Origin of the sequence: Nocardioides marmorisolisilvae (assembly GCF_031656915.1) — a bacterium.
Taxonomy (GTDB): domain Bacteria; phylum Actinomycetota; class Actinomycetes; order Propionibacteriales; family Nocardioidaceae; genus Marmoricola; species Marmoricola terrisoli.
Window position 1 is genome coordinate 3,613,909 of sequence record NZ_CP134227.1, and the last position, 21,832, is coordinate 3,635,740.

Annotated in this window: 17 protein-coding genes; 15 read left to right on the forward strand and 2 right to left on the reverse strand. The window is 63.5% G+C overall.

Going from position 1 to position 21,832, the window contains the following annotated elements; translation table 11 throughout:
- The first annotated feature begins 134 nt into the window (after positions 1-134).
- The 3 genes from istA (at position 135) to Q9R13_RS17415 (ending at position 4,157) form a co-directional block, all read left to right on the forward strand.
- Positions 135-1,679: an IS21 family transposase gene (gene istA / locus Q9R13_RS17405; protein WP_310962437.1), complete on the forward strand. Its 1,545-nt coding sequence runs from the start codon at positions 135-137 to the stop codon at positions 1,677-1,679.
- On the forward strand, positions 1,676-2,455 hold the full coding sequence (gene istB, locus Q9R13_RS17410) for an IS21-like element helper ATPase IstB (protein WP_310961606.1): 780 nt from the start codon (positions 1,676-1,678) through the stop codon (positions 2,453-2,455). The genes istA and istB overlap by 4 nt, the downstream gene beginning before the upstream one ends.
- A 145-nt stretch (positions 2,456-2,600) precedes the next feature.
- Positions 2,601-4,157: an AMP-binding protein gene (locus tag Q9R13_RS17415; RefSeq protein WP_310962438.1), complete on the forward strand. Its 1,557-nt coding sequence runs from the start codon at positions 2,601-2,603 to the stop codon at positions 4,155-4,157.
- Between the two features lie 11 nt (positions 4,158-4,168).
- Here the strand turns inward: Q9R13_RS17415 and Q9R13_RS17420 are convergent, their stop codons facing one another.
- Positions 4,169-4,600: an Lrp/AsnC family transcriptional regulator gene (locus tag Q9R13_RS17420; protein ID WP_310962439.1), complete on the reverse strand. Its 432-nt coding sequence runs from the start codon at positions 4,598-4,600 to the stop codon at positions 4,169-4,171.
- Between the two features lie 166 nt (positions 4,601-4,766).
- Here Q9R13_RS17420 and Q9R13_RS17425 point away from each other — a divergent pair, with 166 nt between their 5' ends.
- The 5 genes from Q9R13_RS17425 to Q9R13_RS17445 all read left to right on the forward strand — a co-directional run bounded on the left by Q9R13_RS17425 (position 4,767) and on the right by Q9R13_RS17445 (position 12,366).
- Positions 4,767-7,106 (forward strand): transketolase-like TK C-terminal-containing protein, encoded by a 2,340-nt coding sequence (locus tag Q9R13_RS17425; RefSeq protein WP_310962440.1) that lies wholly within the window; start codon positions 4,767-4,769, stop codon positions 7,104-7,106.
- 488 nt (positions 7,107-7,594) lie between these two features.
- Positions 7,595-8,608 (forward strand): BMP family ABC transporter substrate-binding protein, encoded by a 1,014-nt coding sequence (locus Q9R13_RS17430; RefSeq protein ID WP_310962441.1) that lies wholly within the window; start codon positions 7,595-7,597, stop codon positions 8,606-8,608.
- Positions 8,609-8,648: 40 nt separating this feature from the next.
- On the forward strand, positions 8,649-10,196 hold the full coding sequence (locus Q9R13_RS17435) for an ABC transporter ATP-binding protein (RefSeq protein WP_310962442.1): 1,548 nt from the start codon (positions 8,649-8,651) through the stop codon (positions 10,194-10,196).
- The gene (locus Q9R13_RS17440) at positions 10,193-11,296 is read left to right on the forward strand and encodes an ABC transporter permease (protein WP_310962443.1); all 1,104 of its coding nucleotides are present in this window, start codon (positions 10,193-10,195) and stop codon (positions 11,294-11,296) included. Before Q9R13_RS17435 ends, Q9R13_RS17440 begins: the two co-directional genes overlap by 4 nt.
- On the forward strand, positions 11,293-12,366 hold the full coding sequence (locus Q9R13_RS17445) for an ABC transporter permease (protein WP_310962444.1): 1,074 nt from the start codon (positions 11,293-11,295) through the stop codon (positions 12,364-12,366). The genes Q9R13_RS17440 and Q9R13_RS17445 overlap by 4 nt, the downstream gene beginning before the upstream one ends.
- 33 nt (positions 12,367-12,399) lie before the next feature.
- Here Q9R13_RS17445 and Q9R13_RS17450 read toward each other — a convergent pair whose 3' ends face one another.
- A complete protein-coding gene (locus Q9R13_RS17450) occupies positions 12,400-13,008 on the reverse strand; it encodes a TetR/AcrR family transcriptional regulator (RefSeq protein ID WP_310962445.1) in 609 nt (202 codons plus the stop codon).
- A gap of 377 nt (positions 13,009-13,385) precedes the next feature.
- Between Q9R13_RS17450 and Q9R13_RS17455 the strand changes: the two genes are divergently transcribed.
- The 7 genes from Q9R13_RS17455 to Q9R13_RS17485 all read left to right on the forward strand — a co-directional run bounded on the left by Q9R13_RS17455 (position 13,386) and on the right by Q9R13_RS17485 (position 21,822).
- Positions 13,386-13,919 (forward strand): flavin reductase family protein, encoded by a 534-nt coding sequence (locus Q9R13_RS17455; protein WP_310962446.1) that lies wholly within the window; start codon positions 13,386-13,388, stop codon positions 13,917-13,919.
- A gap of 278 nt (positions 13,920-14,197) precedes the next feature.
- Positions 14,198-15,370 (forward strand): LLM class flavin-dependent oxidoreductase, encoded by a 1,173-nt coding sequence (locus tag Q9R13_RS17460; protein WP_310962447.1) that lies wholly within the window; start codon positions 14,198-14,200, stop codon positions 15,368-15,370.
- A complete protein-coding gene (locus Q9R13_RS17465) occupies positions 15,367-16,221 on the forward strand; it encodes an enoyl-CoA hydratase/isomerase family protein (protein ID WP_310962448.1) in 855 nt (284 codons plus the stop codon). The genes Q9R13_RS17460 and Q9R13_RS17465 overlap by 4 nt, the downstream gene beginning before the upstream one ends.
- 13 nt (positions 16,222-16,234) lie before the next feature.
- Positions 16,235-17,014 carry an enoyl-CoA hydratase/isomerase family protein gene (locus tag Q9R13_RS17470; protein WP_310962449.1) on the forward strand — a complete coding sequence of 260 codons (780 nt, stop codon included), beginning with the start codon at positions 16,235-16,237 and terminating at the stop codon, positions 17,012-17,014.
- Between the two features lie 127 nt (positions 17,015-17,141).
- Positions 17,142-19,037: an AMP-dependent synthetase/ligase gene (locus tag Q9R13_RS17475; RefSeq protein WP_310962450.1), complete on the forward strand. Its 1,896-nt coding sequence runs from the start codon at positions 17,142-17,144 to the stop codon at positions 19,035-19,037.
- A 16-nt stretch (positions 19,038-19,053) separates the two neighbouring features.
- A complete protein-coding gene (locus Q9R13_RS17480) occupies positions 19,054-19,821 on the forward strand; it encodes a creatininase family protein (protein ID WP_310962451.1) in 768 nt (255 codons plus the stop codon).
- 393 nt (positions 19,822-20,214) lie between these two features.
- Positions 20,215-21,822, forward strand: coding sequence for a GMC family oxidoreductase (locus Q9R13_RS17485; protein WP_310962452.1), 1,608 nt, complete (start codon positions 20,215-20,217; stop codon positions 21,820-21,822).
- Positions 21,823-21,832 lie beyond the last annotated feature (10 nt).

Genomic DNA, 21,832 nt, shown 5'->3' on the forward strand with positions numbered 1-21,832 from the left:
GCCAGGTTCGGGTCCCCGCTGGTGGCCGGATAGAAGTCCCCACCCTTCGCGTCGTGTCGTAGCCGACGGTGAGGGCCCTGCGTGGTGACGGTGGCGGTGCCAACCAGTCACCGAGCACCACGCAGGGGTCTCCATTGAAGAACGCGAAGGAACGAATGGACGTGATTGCCGCCTACCGAGACGTGGGCACTTACCGGGGAGCGGCCGCGATCTGCGGCACGACCCACAAGACCGTGCGACGGATCATCGAGGCCCACGAGGCCAGCGGTGTGGGCTCGGCGCCGCCGGTGCGGGTCCAGCGGAGCAGGAACTACGAGAGCGTGGCCGAGCTGGTCGCGGAGAAGGTCGCCAAGACTGCTGGGAGGATCAGCGCGAAGCGGCTGCTGCCGACCGCCCGGGCGGCGGGCTATGAAGGGTCGGACCGCAACTTCCGGCGCCTGGTCGCCCAGGCGAAGCGGGAGTGGCGTCAGGGTCAGGTCCGTGCGGGTGGCCGCCGTCCGGCTGTCTGGTCGCCCGGCGAGGTCCTCGCGATCGACTGGGGTGAGAAGGTCCTCGCGGGCCGCAAGGTCCACGTCTTCTGCGCGGTGCTGGCGTGGTCGCGGTTCCGGTTCGTCCGGTTCGCCGCCGATGAGCAGCAGGCCACCACGCTGGCGATGCTGGCGGAGTGCTTCGAGGCCCTCGGCGGCGTCCCGAAGGTCGTGCTCGCCGACCGGATGGCCTGCTTGAAGGGTGGCGTGGTCGCGAACGTTGTCGTCCCGTCGCCGGACTACGTCCGGTTCGCGACCCACTACCGGTTCCGGCCCGACTTCTGTCATGCCGCTGACCCGGAGTCCAAGGGGATCGTGGAGAACCTGGTCGGCTACGCCAAGGACGACCTGCTGGTCCCGCTCGAGCTCGACGACGACCCGTGGGCCGGTGGCCTGGCAGGTCTGAACGAGCGGGCCGTCGCCTGGTGCGATGAGGTCAACGCGGCGGTGCACTCGGAGATCCACGCGGTTCCGGTCCAGCGGCTGGCCACCGAGGCCGAGTTGCTGGGCGAGTTGCCGTCGTTGCGGCTGGAGGTCGGTCCGAAGCCGACCACCCGGAAGGTCGACAAGCTGTCCTGCATCCGGTTCGGCTCGGCCCGCTACTCGGTGCCGAACCGGCTGATCGGCACCGTCGTCACGGTGCTGGTCGACGAACGCGACCGGATCCTGCGGGTGGTCGAGCCGGTCACCGGCGAGGTCCACGCCGAACACGGGCTGGTGGCGCCGGGCGAGGTCAGCATCGAGGATGCTCACTACGACCGGCCACGCCCCACCACGCCGGCCCGGGGAGCACGCGCCAGGACGCCTGCCGAGCGGGAGTTCCTCGCACTGGGAGGAGTCGCGGAGCAGTTCCTGACCGGGGCCGCAGCGGCCGGGGTCACCAAGCTGGGCACCGAGATCGCCGAGGTCCTCACCCTGGGTGCCGCGCACGGCACCGGCCCGCTCCTCGCGGCACTCGAGCGAGCGGTCGCGTTCGGCCGCTGGCGCGCCGACGACGTCCGCTCGATCCTGGCCACCAACGGACATGGCCCCAGGCCCACACCCGCGGGTCAGGCGCTGGTGATGACCCTGCCCACGGTGCCCACCAGGTCGCTGGACGCCTACGCCATCCAGCCGCCGATCGAGGGGCTCGAGGGCGGTGAGGTGTCGTGACCGCGACGACTCCGCCGCCGCTGCCCGCGGACCTGAACGAGGGTCTGAAGCGGTTGAAGATGGCCGCGATGCGCCGACTGGCACCCGAGCTGCTGGTGACCGCGAAGACCCAACGATGGAAGCCCGAGGAGTTCCTCCGCACCCTGGTCGAGGCCGAGATCGCCTCCCGCGACGAGTCCAACGTCCGCACCCGGATGCGACAAGCCGCCTTCCCGGTCGCCAAACGCCTGGAGGACTTCGACGTCGCCGCCTCCTCGATCCCGGCCGCGACGTTCGACTACCTCTCCTCCTTGGAGTGGATCCGCGCTGCGGAGAACGCCTGCCTGATCGGGCCCGCCGGCACCGGGAAGTCCCACACGCTCATCGCCTTGGGGATCGCCGCGGTCGAGGCCGGGCACCGGGTCCGGTACTTCACCGCCGCAGAGCTCGTCGAGACCCTCTACCGAGGGTTGGCCGACAACTCGGTCGGGAAACTCATCGAGAACCTGCTGCGCCATGACCTCGTGCTCGTCGACGAGCTCGGGTTCGCCCCGCTGGACGACACCGGGGCACAGCTGCTGTTCCGCTTCGTCGCGGCCGCCTACGAGCGCCGCTCGCTGGGGATCGCGTCGCACTGGCCGTTTGAGTCCTGGGGACGGTTCCTGCCCGAGCACACCACCGCGGTCAGCATGCTCGACCGGCTCCTGCACCACTGCCACACCGTCGTCACCGACGGCGACTCCTACCGGATGAAACAGGCCCGAGCGAACGGAGGAACACGACTCAAGACCAGCTGAACTCACCGCGAAGGGTGGGGACTTTCAGTTGGCCACCAGCGGGGACCGCAACTTGGCCGTTGACAAAGTACAAGACAGCATCGATGGATGTCCATACGACCGATGATGCGGCGTAAGCGGCCACGAGCGACCGGACGATTTGCTCATGCCGACTGAGGCTTCTCTCGAACTGGAACCAGCGAGAGGCAGTGATATGCACGTAGCAGCAACACCCCTGGAGTTTCTCCGGCGATCAGAAGCCATGTTTGCTGGCCGCGTTGCCGTCATTGACGGCGACCGCAGCTTCACCTATGCGGAAATGGCCGAGCGATGTCGCCGCGCTGGCGGAGCCTTAGAAGCCCGTGGGATCCGCGCCGGGGATCGCGTTGCCACCCTGGCGCGTAACAGTCTCATGATGTTGGAGGCCCACTATGCGGTCCCGGCGGTGGGGGCCGTCCTGGTTCCGATTAACCACCGCCTCAAACCCATCGAGATTGCTCCGCTGCTGGCTCATGCCGGCGTGAGCTTAGTTCTCGTCGACGACGTCCTCGCAGATTTGGCAGCGCAATTCGATGTGCCGGCGATGAGCGCAACGGAGTATGAGCGGAGCATCGCGTCAGCGCAGCCTACGATGCGCGAGATTCCAGATGAACACGATCTCTTGTCGATAAACTACACAAGTGGCACGACTGGTCGCCCAAAAGGGGTGATGTACGACCATCGGGGTGCGTACTTTCAGGCGCTCGCTATGGTCGCGCACAATCATCTGAGTATGGGGACGCGATTCCCCTGGACGTTGCCCATGTTTCATTGCAACGGTTGGACGTACCCATGGGCCGTGTCCGCCGTTGGCGGAACCCACGTTTGTCTCGATGCCGTCGATCCGGGGCGCATCTGGGAGCTCGTCCACGATCTCGGTATCACGCACCTCAATGCCGCACCCACGGTCCTCATCAGCCTGATTGGGCATGAGCTCGCTCGGCCCGTGATCTCCGAGCAGGCCCTGCGAGTTGCCACGGGAGGTGCGCCGCCTTCACCCACGCTTCTCTCGAAGCTTGCCGACCTCAACATCGACGTGACGCACTTGTACGGCCTGACCGAGACGTATGGGCCAGCAGCGGTCTGCGACTGGCAGCCCGAATGGTCTCGGCTACCCGCCGCGGAGCAGGCAAGGCTGAAGGCGCGTCAGGGCAATGCCAACGTCCTCGGCGGTCACGCTCGGGTGGTTGGACACGACGGTAACGATGTGCCCGCCGACGGGGAGACGGTCGGCGAGGTGGCCCTGCGTGGCAACAATGTGATGCGCGGCTATTTCCGGGATCCCGAAGCGACGAACGAGGCCATTCGCAATGGCTGGTTCTACTCCGGGGATCTCGCCGTGATGCACCCTGATGGCTACATCGAGTTACGGGACCGGTCCAAGGACATCATCATCTCCGGCGGTGAAAATATCGCCAGCATTGAGGTCGAGCAGGCCCTGTCCACGCATGGCGACGTTATCGAGGTGGCGGTCGTTGCGATGCCGCATGAGCACTGGGGTGAGGTGCCTGCCGCGTTTGTCGTTGCGCGCAATAACGTTCGGATCGAGGAGACTGAACTCATCGACTTCGTCCGTACGAAACTCGCCGGATTCAAGGTGCCCAAACGGATCGTCCTCGTCGACGAGCTGCCCAAGACTGCGACCGGGAAGATCCAGAAGTACGTGCTACGGGCGCGCCTCTGAAGGCTGCCGCGTCATCCGGCGCGATTCCATGAATACATGACGATCAGAGTCTTGGTGGCTGTCAGTCGCCCCGTGCGTCGCATCTTGTTGACGACGCGCTGCAGGTGATCGACGTCCTCGACGCGTATCCGCACAAGGACGTCAGGATCGCCAGCGATCGTGTAGAAGGACTCGATCTCGGGCACGTCCTTGAGAATCTGCGCGATCTCACCCGTCTCCGCGCTGCCCTCGAGCCGGATCTCGGTGAATGCCTCGACGGCGCCTCCAAGGCGATCGTCGACGAGGGCTGTGTACCCCCGGATGACACCAGTGTGTTCGAGGCGCTCGATTCGGCGGGCGACCGGTGCCGGGGACAGGTTCACCGCCCGCGCGATCTGGGCAACCGGCGCACGGCCGTCCTTGCGGAGAAGTTCGACGATCCGCCGATCTGTCTCATCGAGCACGGCACAATCCCCTCAGCATGATTCGATCTCTAGGAGCGTGATCAAGGGCGAACAATGCCAGACGAGCCGCCCACAATCAACCGAATCGAGCCTTCAAGGTGCTCAGGTACCCCATCGGCTGGGGTGCGGCTGTCATCCTTTCCCATCGCCGTTGAGAGGACGCGACGTGACCCAACTGAGCTTCCCGGAGCAATTCGCTTCGCCGCCGACCAGCAAGGCCACCGTGCTGCGGCGGGTCGCTGACCAGGTGTTGTGGCTGTCAACGGCCATTGTTGACGCGGCCAATCGCGGGCGACCGAACAACACCGGTGTCAAGGTCGGGGGTCATCAGGCCTCCTCCGCGTCGATGGTCGACATCATGGTTGCCCTTTGGTTCCACTGCTTGACGGCCGAGGACCGCGTCTCGGTGAAGCCGCATGCCGCGCCGGTGCTGCACGCGATCAACTACCTGCTGGGCGACCTGGACCCGAAGTACCTACCGACCCTCCGAGAGAAGGGCGGCCTGCAAAGCTATCCGAGTCGCTTGAAGGACCCTGACTCCGTCGACTTCTCAACCGGTTCGGTGGGGATCGGGGCCACAGCGGCGCTCTGGGCCGCTATGTCGCACCGCTACGTTGCTTCCCACTTCCCGCAGACACCAAGAGCAGGGAGGTTCATTAGCCTCCTCGGCGATGCCGAACTCGACGAGGGCGCGATCTGGGAGGCCGTGGCTGACCCCTCGGTGGCTTCGCTCGGCGAACTCATGTGGGTCGTTGACCTCAACCGTCAATCGTTAGATCGGGTGGTCCCCGATATCCAAACCTACCGACTACAAGCCATGTTCGCTGCTGCCGGTTGGCAGGTCATCACCCTTCCTTGGGGTCGTCAACTGCAGGCGCTGTTCGCCCGCCCCGCGGGCGAAGAACTACGCGCCCGGCTGACGGAGATGCCCAACGAGGAGTACCAGCGCATCCTCCGCGCGCCCGAGACGGAACTGCACGATCGTGTCGTGACCCCCGGGGGCAGCGATGCGCTGCGCGCACTTGTGGCGAGCCTTAGTGGAGCGGAGCTGGCCGCGGCGGTTCGAGACCTTGGAGGGCACGATCTCGAGCTCCTGGTCGACACGTTCGACAACGCAGATCCGGAACGACCCACCGTCGTGTTCGCGTACACGATCAAGGGGAACAGACTGCCCACGGAAGGTCATCCGAACAACCACTCGGCTCTGCTCTCCGAGATGCAGATGCACGCGCTGGCGGACAGCCTTGGAATGTCAATGGACGATCCCTGGCGCCCGTTCGACCCCGGAACCCCTGAGCACGAGCTTTGTCGTGAGCGCAGTGCCGCATTGCAACGAACGCCGGCCGTGGACGAAGCAAGGCTGAATGTGCCGACCTCGCTCGGTCACCCGTACCGCAAGCCGTTGTCAACGCAGGCCGCCCTGGGGCGCCTGCTGGCCGACACGGTGCGCGATGCGCCGGAGGTCGCGCAACGGTTGGTGACCTGCAGCCCCGACGTCGCGTCGTCGACCAACCTTGGCGGCTGGATCAACAAGACCGGTGTCTGGACGGCGCACAGCCGCCACGACTGGTTCGCCGACGACCCCGATCGCGTACTGCGCTGGTCGGAGCAGATGACTGGCCAGCACATCGAATTGGGAATCGCCGAGGTGAACCTCGTCGGGCTACTTGGCGAACTCGGGACGACCTGGAGCCGGTGGGGTCAACGACTGATCCCAGTCGCAACCCTGTATGACCCGTTTGTTGGACGGGCGCTCGAACCCTGGTCCTATGGGATCTATGCCGGTGGGCAGTCCATCCTGGTCGGCACGCCGTCCGGAGTGACCCTTGCGCCTGAGGGCGGTGCGCATCAGTCGATAACCACGCCCTCGATCGGGCTGGAGCAACCCGGCTGTGTGGCGTGGGAGCCGGCGTTCGCCCAGGATCTTGAGTGGACCTTCTTGCACGCAATCAAGAGCGTTGGAGTTCCGGGGGGTACCTCCCACTACTTCCGCCTCTCCACACGTCCGATCCCACCCGAGTTGTCCGAGCCCTCCGATGACCGCCATCTGATGGAACGTCGTCGCCGCCAGGCGATCTCCGGCGGATACAGGCTGCGGTCTTCCGCGACCGACGACGTCACCCTCGTTGGAGTCGGTGCCATCATGCCCGAGGTGATCGCAGCGGCGAACGCGCTAAGCGCCTACGACCTCACTGCGGGGGTGGTCTGTCTGACAAGCCCGGACTTGGTGTTCCGGTCCCTCCAGCAGCGAGGACTCCGAGTGCCCGGTCACGGGGGGTCGATTGTCGGGGAGTTGTTCCCAGCAACGACGCCGACCCCGATCGTGGCGGTGCTAGACGGGCATCCGCACACACTGGCCTTCCTCGCCGGTGTCAGGGGCGATCCAATCCGCAGCTTGGGAGTCACCGATTTCGGCCAGTCCAGCGCCCTCGACGAGGCTTACCAGATCCACGGCATTGACGCTGCCGCCATCGTCGATGCGGCCCTCGGCCTGCTGAACCGCTGAGGTCCACCCGGGCACACCAGCACTCGGCGCAATTCCGCGCCGATCGACGTGAGGCCCCGTTGCCTCGTTCAACTATGTGAACCAAACTTCACCTATGCCGCTCGGGACCTCCCCGTCAGCGAGGACAGTCTGTTTGCCCGTGATGCGCCGTCGATGTGGGACTTCCGGACATCGAACGGCTGGAGTGTTGACAAGATCACACTTCAACTCTAGGTTAATCCTAATTCACAGCCGAGGAGCGACAAACTCCGTCTGTCCGTCATTTGAGCACCGCGACTGCGACAGGGCCGCTGCGAACGAGGACAGCTTCATCGATGACGGTCCCCTGGCACACAAGGCCGGGAGGGGGCTGGAGCACGGGAACAAACAGATCCCCAAGCTCTGAGAGAGGTCTGCGTTTGCTAGCCAAGCGCCGGAACGCAGGCAGTCGCATCACATCGAACGCACCGTTGCCCCTAACAAACGCGCACAAGAAATTGGAGACCGAAATGCGACGCAAGACAAGCGCTGTGGTGGCGCTGAGCGTGGCGATCACCATGGGACTCTCTGGATGCGGGAGCACCAGCGGAACCAAAGGCACCAGCTCGGGCGCAAACTCTCACGACAGCACCAGTTCGGGCCAGCTGCGGATCGGCTTGGCGCTGAATGGGCCCATCAATGACAAGGGCTTCAACCAAGGGTATTACGACGGACTGGAGGCAGCGGCGAAAAAGTACGACGGAAAGATCTCGGTCGTGCAGAACCTGAAGACGCCTGCTCAGCAACAGACCGGGTTCGCCAACCTGGCCAAGTCGAACGACCTCGTCCTGCTGTCTTCTGGCGAGTTCTCCGACGTCGGCGCCCAGATCGCAAAGCAGTATCCCAAGGTGGAGTTTGTTGGCTCGCAGCCACCAGCCTCCAAGGATGTGCCAGCCAACTTTCACTATTACGGCATCAATTTCGCCAGTTCAGCCTTCTTGATCGGCGCAATCTCGGCGAAGTTGAGTAAGACGGGGACGGTCGCATTCGTCGGCGGGCCCCAGGATCCGCCGTCAACCCAGGCGAAGGCGGGATTCACCGCCGGAGCGAAATACGCAGTCCCCGGTATCAAGGTCCAGTCGAGCTTCGCTGGCTCATATGCCGATCCTGCAGCGGCGTCCTCGGCCGCGGCTGCGGAGTTCGCGAACGGCGCCGACGTGGTCGATGCATTCCTCGACTCGGGCTGGACTGGCGTCCTCCAAGCGGCGAAGAGCTCTGGAAAGGACGTCAAGGTCTTTACCGGCTCCCTGCGCAGCTGCACCGGGGGCGGCGTGGGGTTCGCCGACGAGAACTACAGCGCACTAGTCGAATTCCAGGTCAAGAGCTTCGTGAACAAGTCACTCCCCGCCGGTGGCAAACAGATCGGCCTTGAAGACGGAATTCAGACTGTGGGGTTGTGCTCATCGATCGCGAACGAAGCCGCCTATGTGAAGGAACTGACCGCGAAGGTCAACTCCAGCGCGGTCATCGTTCCGACGAGCTGACCAGCAGCGATCAGGCATCCGGAAGGGATGGCGAACTCACGTGACGGTGGCTCATGGCGCAACAGGTACGACGCTCGCGCTGGAAGCTCACAAGATCTGCAAGACCTATGGAGAAGTTGTCGCCAACGATCACGTGAGTCTCGCCATCCCTGAAGCGCAAGTGCTCGCGATCTTGGGAGAGAACGGCGCCGGAAAGTCGACCCTGATGAGCATATTGTGTGGTTTGACCCGGCCGGACTCAGGCGAGATCCGAGTCAAAGGCACGCCGCGGAGCTTCCGTCGGCCCGAGGACGCGCAGCGGGCTGGAATCGGCATGGTCCACCAGCACTTCATGCTCGTCAACGACATGACGGTCGCGGAAAACATCGCCCTCACCCGTTCGGGCCACTGGTCCTCAAACCGCCTTGCGTCCGAGGTCAAGAACGCCCTGCGATCCTTGTCGGAGGAATACGACCTTCACCTCGAGCCAGACGCTTTCATCAAGGATCTATCGGTCGGGCAGCGGCAACGAGTCGAGATCGCGAAGCTGCTGTGCGGCGACTTTCACACGTTGATCTTCGACGAGCCCAGCGCGGTCTTGACCGAACAGGAATGGCGGGACATGGGCGCGATCCTCAAGCGCCTTTCTGGCTCAGGGAAGAGCATCGTCATCGTCACCCACAAACTCGCCGAAGCCATCGAAGTCGCTTCGCAATGCGCCGTGTTGCGCAACGGACGGGTCGAGGGAGTAGTTCACACGGAGGACGTCACGACGGCGGAGCTTGCCAGAATGATGGTTGGCCGTGACGTGAGCCTGCCAACGGCCCTCATGGCACCGGCAGTTGGCGATGTCGTATTCCGGGCCGACCGGATCTGCCTTGATACCGCAGTTCGAAGCACGTCGCTCAAGGACGTGTCGTTCTCGATCCGGCGCGGCGAAATCTTCGGCGTCGCCGGTGTCGATGGCAATGGGCAGACGGGGCTCGTGCGGGTGATGTCGGGTATGCAACTGCAGACGACCGGTTGCGTTGCATTGAACGGGCATACCCTCACGCCCGGCTCGGTCGCCGCATATATCGATGCCGGAGGGGCCGTGATCCCTGAGGACCGTCAGCAAACAGGTCTCAACCTGGCGATGTCGGTCGCCGACAATCTCATCAGCAAAGACGTCAAGCGGTTCACCCGTGCTGGAATCCTGCGGCGCCCGGAGATCCGGATGCATGCGGAAGCAGTGGCCGCCGAATACGGCATCGTCGCGGCGAACGTCAAACACCCGGCCAGCAGCCTGTCGGGCGGCAATCAGCAGAAGATTGTCATCGCACGCGAACTCGGCCGCCCCTCGTCGTTTCTGATCGCATCGCAACCAACGCGAGGACTAGATCTGGGCGCAGTCGAGTTCGTGTACAAGGCCATCGAACGCTTCAGAACCGCTGGCGGAGCAGTCCTGCTCATTTCTTCAGACCTCGATGAGATCCTCACGCTGTCTGACCGGATCGCGGTGATGTCCGACGGGCACCTGTCACAACCCTGGGTCCGCGGGGCACTGTCCAAGGAGGAAATAGGTCTCCTCATGACTAGCTCAGTGTCCACGGGCGAGGATGTGCGATGAAGTCGGCATCTACGGCCCTGCGTCAACTTCTCAGCTCTGTCTTCGCGGCGGCGGCCGCCCTTGCTGTCGGCATCGTGTGCATCGGACTCAGCGGGTTTCCAGCGAAGGCGAGCCTGCGCACCATGCTTGTTGGCGCTGCCGGATCGAGTCAAGCATGGGCCGCGACGCTCAATGAAGTCGTGCCGCTGGTGCTGGTTGCACTCGCGTGGATCGTGGCCATTCGGGCCGGGCGTATCAATATCGGGTTTCAGGGTCAGATGCTCGGCGGCGCCATGTGTGCCACGGTCGTTGGCATCTACCTTCCCACCGGTGGAAGCCACGTCGGTCTGGTCGCCGCTGTCATCGCGTCCAGCTTAGGTGGTGCTGTGCTGTCCGGGCTCGCTGCTGCCCTTGCACATTGGCGCGGGGTACCCGAGATCATCTCGACCTTGTTGATGAGCTTCATGATGGTTCAAGTCGTAGCGTGGGCAATCCGCGGGCCGTTGAACGAGCCACATCAATCATTACCGCAAACCTCGCCGGTACGTTCAGGCGCCCGGTGGCCGACGCTCATTTCTGAGACGCCCCTCCACTACGACATCCTCTTATCGATCGGGCTGGCGTGCGTGGTCGCATGGGCGTTGCGCTCGACCACCTTCGGATGGCGCGCTCGGATGTCCGGTGACAATCCAGAGGCCGCCCAGCACGTAGGCATCAATACGTCCACGGTCGGCATCGTCGCGATGCTGTTGTCGGGTGGATTGGCCGGTATCGCCGGCGGCTCGCTCGTCTTGTCTTCCCTGCTCGGCAACTTGGTCGACGGCGTCGACGGCGGATTTGGGCTGGAGGGGATCGCGGTCGCGTTACTCGCGGGCAACTCGGCAATCGCATGCATTCCGGCCGCGATCCTCCTCGCCGGAGTCGACCAGGGAGGCGCGCTCACCGAGGCGAACCTGGCCGTGCCTTCCGCGCTTGTCGGAATAGTGCAGGGCTTGGTCATCGTCGCCGTTGCCGCCGCAGCCAACCTGCGGACCGGCGTCATCCGCAGGACATGGCTGACCATTCGAGACGCGCTTCCGAACCGCGCCACCGTTCGGTCAGCACGCGAGGTGACGCAATGAACGTCCTTGATGCGACATGGCTCGCATCTTCTATCGTGGCCGCAGCTCCGCTGCTGTTGGCTGCATCAGGCGAATTGGTCTCACAGCGGGCAGGGGTGCTCAACATCGGGCTCGAGGCGTACATCCTCGCCGGTGCGTTCTTCGGATATTGGGCTGAAGTGGCGACCGGCTCCCTGTGGATCGGCGTCGCGTGCGGTGTCGGGGCGGGCCTCCTCCTGGCAGCCGGGATGGGTATCGCATCCATTCAGTGTGGCGCAGACCAGCTCGTCGTTGGCATCGGCATGGTTCTGCTAGCCACGGGCGCAACGTCGTACATCTTTGATGTCCGGTTCGGTGGAACATCAACCGTTTCACTCAAGCCCATGGAAAGTGTGTCGGTACCGGTGGTCAGCGACATCCCGTTCCTGGGGCGGCCATTGTTCGACCAAAGCGTTCTCGTCTATGTTTCCTACCTCGCCGTGCCGCTCGCTGCATTCGTCCTCTACCGGACCACGTGGGGTCTCGCGGTGCGCGCCAGCGGCGAGGCTCCGGTGGCGGCTGTCGCGAACGGACTTAAGGTGAGGGCACTGCGCTGGCAGGCACTCCTCCTGTCCGGAGCTATGGGCGGCCTTGCCGGCGCCTTCCTTTCGGTCGCACAACTGGGCTTCTTCGTACATGGCATGAGCTCGGGCCGCGGCTACCTCGCACTCGCCGCGATCTTCTTCGGCCAGTGGAGAGCCAAGGGCGCGTTCCTGGCGTGCCTGATCTTCGGTGCCGCGCAGTCCCTTCAACTGCGACTGCAGGGTCTGCCCAGCGTGCCAAGATCGGTGTGGATTGTGTTCGCCATCGCCATCCTTGCCCACTTGATCTACTCGCATCGAGGCCGCGATGAGCTGTTCCGCATCGCGCACCTTCTCGAGGCCGTCGTCGCGATAGTTGTCGCAGCGTGTGGGATCTTGTCAGCTGACATCACGTTGCCCAGTGAGTTGTGGCTGGCGCTGCCATATGTGCTAAGCCTGATCGTGCTCGGACTGAGCGTCGGGACCTCCCGAATGCCGTCAGGTCTGACACTTTCGCCGCGACCGACCTAAGCGTCGCTCCTCAAGACGAGGGCGGTCTCCGGATCAATCTGCTCGGGTCGAGGTCAACGCTTGGACTGCCGCTGTCGACATCGTCTTCAGGATCGAGTCCCGATCGACCCCCTTGTTCAGCGTCGCGACCGAGTTCAGCATCGAAAAGACCGCCTGCGTGAGCAGCCGCACCTCTGGGTCCGACAGATCTGGTCGCAGCGGGGCGACAACAGCGATCCACTCCTCGGCATAGAGATTCATCGCGCGCCGAATGCGGCGGCGGTCCGCCTCGGGGAACGCAAGCTCGTTCTTGAGAAAGATCAGCGTCGTCGGGGGCCCGGAGATGATCGACCTGACATGGAAGTCGACCATCGCTGCCAACGCGGCACGAGAGTCGGGCTCGGACTCGGCAATGGCAAGCGCCGCATCGTGGAGAAAGTCCAACGGAGCCTCGACGACGGCGATGAGCAACGCCTGCTTGTTGTTGAAGTGCCGGTACAGCCCGGGCCCGGAGATGCCTGCCTTCGCGCAGATCATTCCCACGGTGACTTGGTCGTACGGATAGTGGAGGAACAAGTCGGCGGCGACCTCCATCAGAAGTTCGCGGCGCGAACGCTTTCTGACTGCCCCAGGCCATGCGACAGGAACTTGGTCAGCACTCACGGTCGATCCTCGCCACCTTGCGTCAAGACAGTGAACCGCGCGTTGCTCGCCTTGCCACCATCACGGCCAGAGGTTACCACGCATTCACCTGCGGTGATCGACAGATCTTCGCCGACCCACGCGAGACTGCCGGCCTGCTGTCGCTGGACTGTTTGCGGAAGTGCCTGTGGTCGACCCTAGCGTTGACGCTTCACATGTGTTAATTTCGATTAACAGATTCGGTTCGCGGGACGGAGGGTTGCGATGAAGTGGACGGACTGCGGCTCCTCGCCATCGAGGCTAACGAGAGGCAGCGTGGTCGTGCGTGCCGGGTGCTCACGACTCGGAGGTCCGGCGGACAGTTGCCGAAGAGTGATCCTCTCCCGAGGAGGCGCGGGATGACGCAGGGGGTGCTGATGGCGAGTCTTGATCCGGTCGTTTCTGGGGATCACCTTCGGGATCAATCCAAGCTCCGCCAGCTCTACGGTCGCTATCCAACGGGCGTTGCCGCTGTATGCGCACTGCGCGATGGTGAGCCCGTGGGCATCGTGGCGACGTCGTTCACTTCGGTTTCCCTTGAACCGGCGATTGTGTCGATCTGCGTGCAGCACACGTCTCAGACCTGGCCGATGCTTTCCGCCGACGGCGGCCGCATTGGGGTATCGGTCCTGGCTTCGACCCATCAAGACGTGTGCTTGCAGATTGCTGGTAGGCGAGAGGAGAGGTTCACCGGCGTCCCGTGGTTTGCAGGCAACTCCACCTCGGTGTTTCTCTCGGATGCAGCTGCTTGGCTCGACTGCGCGATCTCAAGATCAATCAAGGCGGGCGACCACGATGTGGTTCTCCTTGAGGTCCGCAGTGCAGCAGTGAACGAGGCGGTCGCTCCGCTCGTATTTCACGACAGCCATTTCCACACCCTCACCGCGCGTTAAGAGCGTTGCAGGCCCTGCCCCGCTCAGTCCCATGCGCACGCCTTGGCGCGCGATGCTACCCACAAGAACGTGAATGCGGCATCACTTCTCGTGCACTACCGCGGAGGTCGAGCATGTCCGTTCAGGGCGTGGCGCTCCGCGCCCAGAGGTCGCGATACAAGGCACAAACTCGTGCGATTGCGTCACGCGGTTCGATCCGTTGACATCCAGCGACTCGCAGGCTAGGTTAATTCTGATTCACATTCATAGTGGTCTTAGTCGAAGGCGGTTGGGTAGAGATGCGTTTCATCTTCATGAGCGAGGCAGAGACCGTCCCTGGGCACACCCATGAGCAGCGTTATCGCGAGCTGATCGATGAAGTGCTCTTGGCAGAGGAGGTTGGGTTCGACGCGTTTGGGACATCCGAACAGCATGTAGCGATCGGCACGGCGACTACATCTGCCCCAGAGGTCCTCTACCCCTACATGATGGCGCTGACGAAGCGGATCCAGTTCATCCATCTGGTGACGTTGTTGCCCACTCGGATCAATCACGCTTTGCGTGTCGCGGAGCGCCTCGCCACCGAAGACATCCTTTCGAACGGGCGGGTTGCGCTCGGCGTAGGTCGGGGCAATACGACCCTCGCCCTCCGCGCGTTCGAGGTGTCGCCAACTGAGAACAAGGCTCAACTTCTCGAAGGCATCGAGGTCATTCGCCGCGCGATGACCAACGACATCTTCTCCTTTGTTGGAGAGCACTACAAGATTCCACCGCGTAGCCTGGTTCCCAAGCACATCCAGCAGCCTCACCCCCCGATTCTGATGGCGACCGGCAGTCCCGAATCAGTGCGCGCTGCCGCGCAGATGGGCATCGGCGCGATGATGGGCGGGTTCTACCTCGGCTTCGATTTCTTGCAAAGCATGATCGACATCTACGACGCCGAGCTCAATGCCACGGAGCACGATGTCCCCACCCAAGCCCAGAAGGTGGCCGTGATTTCAGGCGGCATGCACTGTGCGGAGACGAACGAGGACGCGCGGCACTGGGCGTCGACACTGTTCGAAACGGTCAAGCTGTCGACCGGGGGGTACGACCGCCTGGCTCAGCTCTCCAGCGACTACGCGTACATGGGCGCGGTCAAGAATATTGACCTTGCTGACCAGCGCTACATGTTCGAGGATTCCGCCGGTTTTATCGTCGGCGACCCGGAGGCATGCATCGCGCAAGTCAAGAGATTCGCCGACATGGGCATCGATGCGATCACGATGCGAATTGACGGCCTGCCTCACCGGGAACTCATGAGGTCGATCGAGCTCTTCGGCAAGTACGTGATCCCAACGTTCAAGAACCCCCGCTCTGTAGTGCGCTCGTCCGACGAGATCCTCGTGGACATCCGAGCGGCCAGGCCCGCGCACCAAGCTGAGCTCGAGGCCTTTGAGAACGTGCACGCAGCGGTGGGAGACCCGCGATGAACACACTTGACCCCGGAGACATTTTCGCGAAGTACCCCGAAGAAGTCCTCGTTGAGCGTAAGGCCGACGGCGTCCTGCTGATCACGATGAACCGCCCAGAGCGTCTGAACGCGTTGACGATGCCGATGTTCCAGGTCATGTCGGATATCTGGGCAGACGTCGATCGCGACCCTGAGACGCGGGTGGCGGTCATAACGGGTGCCGGGCGGGGGTTCTGCACGGGGATGGACGTCCGCCAGCCCGATCCGTCGCTTGATGACGCAATCGCCCTCGCCGAGACCGAGAGGCGGCGCATCACAACTCTGCTCAACATGGACAAGCCCGTCATCTCGGCGATCAACGGCCCCGCCGTGGGTTGGGGCTTGTCGATGGCGCTGCTGGCGGACATCAGTGTCGCTGCGGAGGATGCGGTCCTCTCGGACGGGCACACTCGCATCGGGGTTGTCGCCGGTGACCACTCCTCGCTCATCTGGCCATTGCTTGTCGGGATGGCAAAGTCCAAGTACTACCAACTCACCTCGGCGAAGTTGACAGGGATCGAGGCCGAGCGCATTGGTCTCGTCAGTCTCGTCGAGCCGAAGGAACGGGTACTGGAACGAGCGCTGGAGATCGCCTCGGATCTGGCCCGGGGCTCGCAGCAAGCGATTCGTTGGACCAAACGCTCCTTGAACACAGGGTGGCTGACGAATGCGCTGCCTCAGCAGGAGCTCTCCGCTGCGCTGGAAACGATCGGCTTCGCGAGTGCGGACTATGCAGAGGCAAGGCAGGCGTTCCGTGAGGGCCGAGCGCCGGCATACCCATCAGCTCGGGGCAAAGGCCACTCCTTCGAACAGTCACCCGCGCACCTGTAGGGGGCGAGCAAACATGCCGAGCTCCACCATCGAGGAGGTCGAAGGACTGTGCACCGACGAGCACGATGGCGTGGTCATTGTGACTCTCGACCGGCCGCCTGCAAATGCGATGAACCGCGACGTGATCCGCGGTATTGCTTGCCTGTTCAACACCTTCGCGGAAGTCAGAGAGCCGCCGCCCGTGGTGATCACGGGAGGTGGCGAGCGTTTCTTCTGTGCCGGAGGTGACATCAAGGAACTGGACGGAGCCGATGTCAGCCAGATCGAGGACCGCATGCGCGAGTTCCACAGGATGCTCGTCGCGATGGACCGGTACCCGCGCCCGGTTGTTGCCGCCGTGAACGGATACTGCGTTGGCGGCGGCGTCGAATACGCGATGTTTGCCGATCTGGTGCTCGCGGCGCCCCATGCACGGTTCGGGTTCCCTGAGATCAACCACGGCCTGCTCCCAGCAGAAAAGGGAATCGAGCGAGTTGCTCGCCTGGTGGGCGTGAAGACTACGCGCGCCCTGCTCTTGACCGGCGATTTGATCGATGCCGATCGCGCTACCCAGGTCGGCCTGGTCGACGCGATCGTCGAGCCGAATGCACTCCTGGAGACTGGCATTGCTCATGCGCGGTCTGCGGGTGACAAGGCGCCCGTGTTGTACGCAGCGCTGAAGCGCGCCGTGAATGATCTCTCCGACTCCGGCGACGAGCGACGTTGTGAACTCGCGCTCGAGAATGCCCGCGCCTACTTCGACGATCCCGTCGCCAAGCGCCTCCGAGGGGGGTGGGAACAACGAAACAGATGAGGGTGGTCGCTGGACCGCTGACGCCCTCGCAACCAGAAGCCCGAGGGAGTCGGATCTGGCAACGGACGCCGGCAAGGACAGCCAGAATGCCGCTCGTTCATATCGAGAGGGTGGGAGCCTGATCACGATGTCAAACACTTCTTTACCGATTGGCGGCGCGACGCCCTACGCGCCCGCGCTCTCCACCATCGCCGGCTTCACGGCTCTGGAACGCACATTCCCACAGCTGTTGAAGGACCGCGCCGCCGCGGAGCCGAACGAGATTGCCTTCTGCCATTGGAACGGCGACCGCGCGGTCCCGACGACATGGAGCGAGTATGCGACGGCGGCGCGTGAGGTCGCGCTCGGCTTGAACCTCCTCGGTGTCGAACCCGGCGACCGCGTGGCGATCATGTCGCAAGCGTGTGCCGAGTGGGTTCAGGCGGCGCTGGGAATCTTGTCAGCAGGCGCGATCCCCGTCGGCGTATACCCCACGAGTTCTGTACTCGAAGTCAGGCAGGGCCTTGAGCACAGCGGCGCGACCGCCATCTTCTACGGCGGCTCCGAGCCTATGCCCAGGATCGTTGACATCGCTGCCGACATCGAGACCCTTCGGGCCGTGGTGAGCTTCGGTGCCGAACCGGTCGGCCTCGCTCCCTCGACAGTAGGCAAGTCGTGGGACGGACTGCGCCGAGCCGGACGTGACCACGGGCTCGTAAACCCGGCACTCTTCGATGACTTGGTCGAAGCAGGAAACATCGATCAGCCCGCCGCGCTGTTCTACACATCCGGGTCCACCGGAGCGCCCAAAGGAGTCACGCACACACACAGGAGCCTGCAGTACGCGGTGCTCACATTCGGGATGAACTATCCAGAGGTCGGCACGGTTCGTCACGATCTCGTGGGCTTCCTCGGCCTGTCACACGTTGCCCCAGCACTCCTATGCGTCTATGTGCCGATCATGACCCGCCTGGTGGTCACGTTCTGCAGGATGGACCAACGAGCCGAGGCCCTCATCGGCGTACGACCCACCGCCGCGGTTTGGCCACCTCGCATACACGAAAAGCTGCTCAGTGAGGCGCTCGCCGAGCTCAATGCGTCGCCGGCACCGTTCAGGCTTGCCTACAACCTCGCGATGATTGTCGGCCGCAAAGTGTGTGCACGGCGCTGGAAGCAGGAGCGCGTGCTGTGGCATCTGCGCGCTCTCTATAGCGTCGCGCTCAAGCTAGTCTTCCTACCGCTACGGGCAAAGGTGGGCGTCGACCGAATCGAGGTCTCATGGACCGCATCCGGTGCCATGACCCCTGAAGTCACCGCCCTGTGGCAGGTGTGGGGCCTTGATCTGCGCGAACTCTTCGGCACCACCGAGACCTGCGGTTCGGTCCTCGCCCAATGGGACCGTGCGTTCCCTCGTCCAGGCACAGTCGGGAAAAGCATGCCGGACCACCGTTGGGCAATCAAGACGAACGACGAGGGAGAACTCATGGTGCGGGCGCCACTGATGTTCGACGGATACTGGAACGACGTACAGGCAACCGCATCGGCGATGGACGGCTCCTGGTACCGGACCGGCGATCTTGTCGAGATCGACGCATCCGGCGAGGTTCGGCTCATCGGTCGCGTAAAAGACATCATCATCACCACCGGCGGCAAGACGATAAGCCCGCAACCGATCGAGGTACGGCTGAAGGCTGGCCCCCTCATCGAAGAGGCCGTCGTCATTGGTGATGGGCGAAAATACCTCACAGTGCTTATCTGGCCGAGTGAGGAAGGCAAGGCGCTAACTGAAGAGGCATTCTCGGAGGCCGCGCGCTCATGGATCGCGGAGGTCAATGCTGAACTCGCCCGGCCACTTCAACTTAAAGACTTTCGAACTCCTTCGCGACCGCTTTCGGCAGATGAAGGTGAGCTGACGCTCAAGGGCACCATCCGGCGCACGCAAGTCCACAAGTCGTTCGAATCCTTGGTCGCGGAGATGTATGGCCGCGAAGATCACGATGAGATTGCGCACCACGCGCAGTTCCTGGACGCGACTCAGGAGTGAAGACGTCGGGGTCGAGATGAGCGAGTTCCACGAGCGACGGATCGAGGAATTGACCAGTGCTGAGATCCACGGAGCAATCTCAGCCGGAGCGCGCACGGCGATTCTCCCGCTGGGTGCGACAGAACAGCATGGACCTCACCTGCCGCTGTGCGTGGACAGTGCACATGCGGATGCGCTCGCGGTCCGCATCGCCGAGCGGCTTGGTGACGCCCTGATCCTGCCGACTATCAGGGTCGGCTACTCCCCCCATCATCTCGGCTTCCCGGGCACCATGACGGTCAGCGCATCCACGTTGGAAGCCCTCTGCCTGGACTATTGCAGCTCGCTCGAAACGCACGGGTTCGAACGTGTGGTCTTGTTCTCCGCTCACGTCGGCAACTACCCGGTCATGCGCGACTTCGCACCGCGCCTGGCCGCAACCCTCGGACCGCGCCTGCAGATAATCGTCTATACCGACAGTGCAGCGATCCTCCGAGCATGGCGCGAGGCTGCCCAGGCAATCGCTGGGCTCGGAGAGCACGTGGGCGGCCATGCCGACATTGCGGAGACGTCGGTGATGCTCGAACTCCATCCCAGCGTCGTGCGCCGGGACCGTGCTGCCGCGGGGTACCGAGGTGAGGTGAACGACCAGTTCCTTCGCCGATGCTTCGAAGAGGGCATCCACACAGTGGCGCCCAACGGGGTCTTGGGCGATCCGGAGGGCATGTCCAAGGAGATCGGCCGTGCGGCTCTGGATGCCGTGACGGATCTCATCGTTGCCTACGCCCGCTCACGTGAGGCGTGATCGGCGCGAGTCTCAGTGGAGCGCGCGCTGATCGTGGGCCTTCGTCGACTTGTAGTCGGTGAGCGACGATGCGGGTCACGACTAGCGCCTGTTCATTGCAGAGCGCCGGGACGCGGAGCTGAACTCGGGAAGCTCATCGAGTTCTTCGAGCGCTACCTCGTGCTCGCGTGACTTCGAGCTGGAGGACTGGTCATCCCCGGAGCGCCGCCGCACAGGCATTGGACGCGATGTGTGGGTCAACCGACGCCCACCTACGGCGGGGAAAGCGATTACACCCGCGGTTAGATGGCAAACGGAACCCATGGCCCCTGTCGAGGTCTGATCGGGCAGGCTTGACAGCATTGGCGTCGGGACGTGTACGGTACAGAAAGCGTTTTCTACGGGAGGTTCCTGATGCCTGATTCGACTGCCTTCGATTACATCATTGCTGGCGGCGGCACGGCTGGGTGTGTCCTTGCCAATCGCCTGACCTCGAATCCCGAGATCTCAGTCCTGCTGATCGAGGCCGGTCGAAGTGATCGCAATCCGCTGATCCAGATACCCGCCGGGTTCGCGAAGCTCACCGCTGGACCATACGAATGGGGGTTTCGCAGCGTCCCCCAGAAGAACTGTGATGACCGCGTGATCCCGCTAGCGCAAGGCAAGGTGATTGGTGGGGGCGGCTCGATCAATGCTCAGGTCTTCACTCGTGGCGTCCGGCAGGACTACGACGATTGGGCGCATGAGTACGGCTGCGACGGGTGGTCAGCCAAGGAAGTCGACAAGTACTTTCTGCGGTCAGAGGGAAATGAGCGCCTCGCCGCGCCCCTCCACGGCACCGAGGGACCTCTCGGTGTCTCAGACCTCGCCAACCCGCACCCGCTCACGAGGGCCTTCGTCCGAGCCGGGCAAGAATATGGCCTGCCCTACAACGCAGACTTCAACGGCACGAGCCAGCATGGCGTGGGCTACTACCAGACGACCACAAAGGACGGCAGGCGGTGCAGCGCCGCGGTTGGCTACCTCCGACCCGCGCGTCATCGGCGGAACCTGACCGTGTTCACGCAGACCCATGTCGCCCGAGTCGTCTTGGCTGGCAAGAGGGCTGTTGGGGTCGAAGTGATCCGTGGCGGGAGGCCGGAGCGCTTCCACGCCTCTCGGGAGGTGATTGTCTCGGGTGGTGCGTACAACTCACCGAAAATCCTTCAACTTTCGGGCATCGGCGACCCGGCAGCGCTCCGGTCCGCCGGTGTCGACATATTGCATTCACTTCCTGGTGTCGGAGCCAACCTCCACGATCACTGCGACCTGGACATCATCTATGAGCTGAAGCAGTACCAGAGCATGGATCGTCTGAGCCGAGTGCGGCCGGCGACGGCTGCTGCGGGTCTGCAGTACTTGGCGTACCGGCGCGGTCCGCTGGCCTCCACGGTGGTTGAAGGCGGAGCTTTCAGCTACGGCGAGCCAGGGCACACCATCCCGGACATTCAGTTCCACTTCCTTCCCGCTGCGGGGGTGGAAGCAGGCATCGCCGCAACACGATATGGCTACGGGGTCACGCTGAACTCCTACTTCACCCGTCCGCGAAGTCGCGGCAGCGTGCGGCTCAGTTCGCGGAACCCCTTGGATCCCCCGTTGATCGACCCCAATTACCTTGACGATCCTTACGACGTCGAGATGAGTGTCGAGGGTGTGCGGCAGAGCCGAGAGATCATGACCCAGCCCTCGATGGCGCGGCACATCAAGGCGGAGCATCTCGCAGGTGGCGCGACGCTGCGATCCACGGACGATTACGTGCGCTTCGTTCGGGCACACGGCCGCACTTCATACCACCCCGTCGGCTCGTGCGCGATGGGCGTCACGGATGCCGCGGTCGTCTCCCCACAGCTGAAGGTTTACGGGATCGACTGCTTACGCGTAGTAGACGCATCAGTCATGCCACGCATCGTGAGCTCGAACACCCAGGCACCCACGGTCATGATCGCTGAGAAGGCTGCGGACCTGATCCTCGAGCGCGCCTAGCCAGCACCCA

Bases quoted from the DNA above. Each gene is read 5' to 3' on its own strand.
- Q9R13_RS17445 (WP_310962444.1), top strand. From the start codon at position 11,293: ATGAACGTCCTTGATGCGACATGGCTCGCATCTTCTATCGTGGCCGCA.
- Q9R13_RS17475 (WP_310962450.1), top strand. From the start codon at position 17,142: ATGTCAAACACTTCTTTACCGATTGGCGGCGCGACGCCCTACGCGCCC.
- Q9R13_RS17470 (WP_310962449.1), top strand. From the start codon at position 16,235: ATGCCGAGCTCCACCATCGAGGAGGTCGAAGGACTGTGCACCGACGAG.
- Q9R13_RS17440 (WP_310962443.1), top strand. From the start codon at position 10,193: ATGAAGTCGGCATCTACGGCCCTGCGTCAACTTCTCAGCTCTGTCTTC.
- Q9R13_RS17480 (WP_310962451.1), top strand. From the start codon at position 19,054: ATGAGCGAGTTCCACGAGCGACGGATCGAGGAATTGACCAGTGCTGAG.
- Q9R13_RS17455 (WP_310962446.1), top strand. From the start codon at position 13,386: ATGACGCAGGGGGTGCTGATGGCGAGTCTTGATCCGGTCGTTTCTGGG.
- Q9R13_RS17415 (WP_310962438.1), top strand. From the start codon at position 2,601: ATGCCGACTGAGGCTTCTCTCGAACTGGAACCAGCGAGAGGCAGTGAT.
- Q9R13_RS17465 (WP_310962448.1), top strand. From the start codon at position 15,367: ATGAACACACTTGACCCCGGAGACATTTTCGCGAAGTACCCCGAAGAA.
- Q9R13_RS17460 (WP_310962447.1), top strand. From the start codon at position 14,198: ATGCGTTTCATCTTCATGAGCGAGGCAGAGACCGTCCCTGGGCACACC.
- Q9R13_RS17430 (WP_310962441.1), top strand. From the start codon at position 7,595: ATGCGACGCAAGACAAGCGCTGTGGTGGCGCTGAGCGTGGCGATCACC.
- Q9R13_RS17485 (WP_310962452.1), top strand. From the start codon at position 20,215: ATGCCTGATTCGACTGCCTTCGATTACATCATTGCTGGCGGCGGCACG.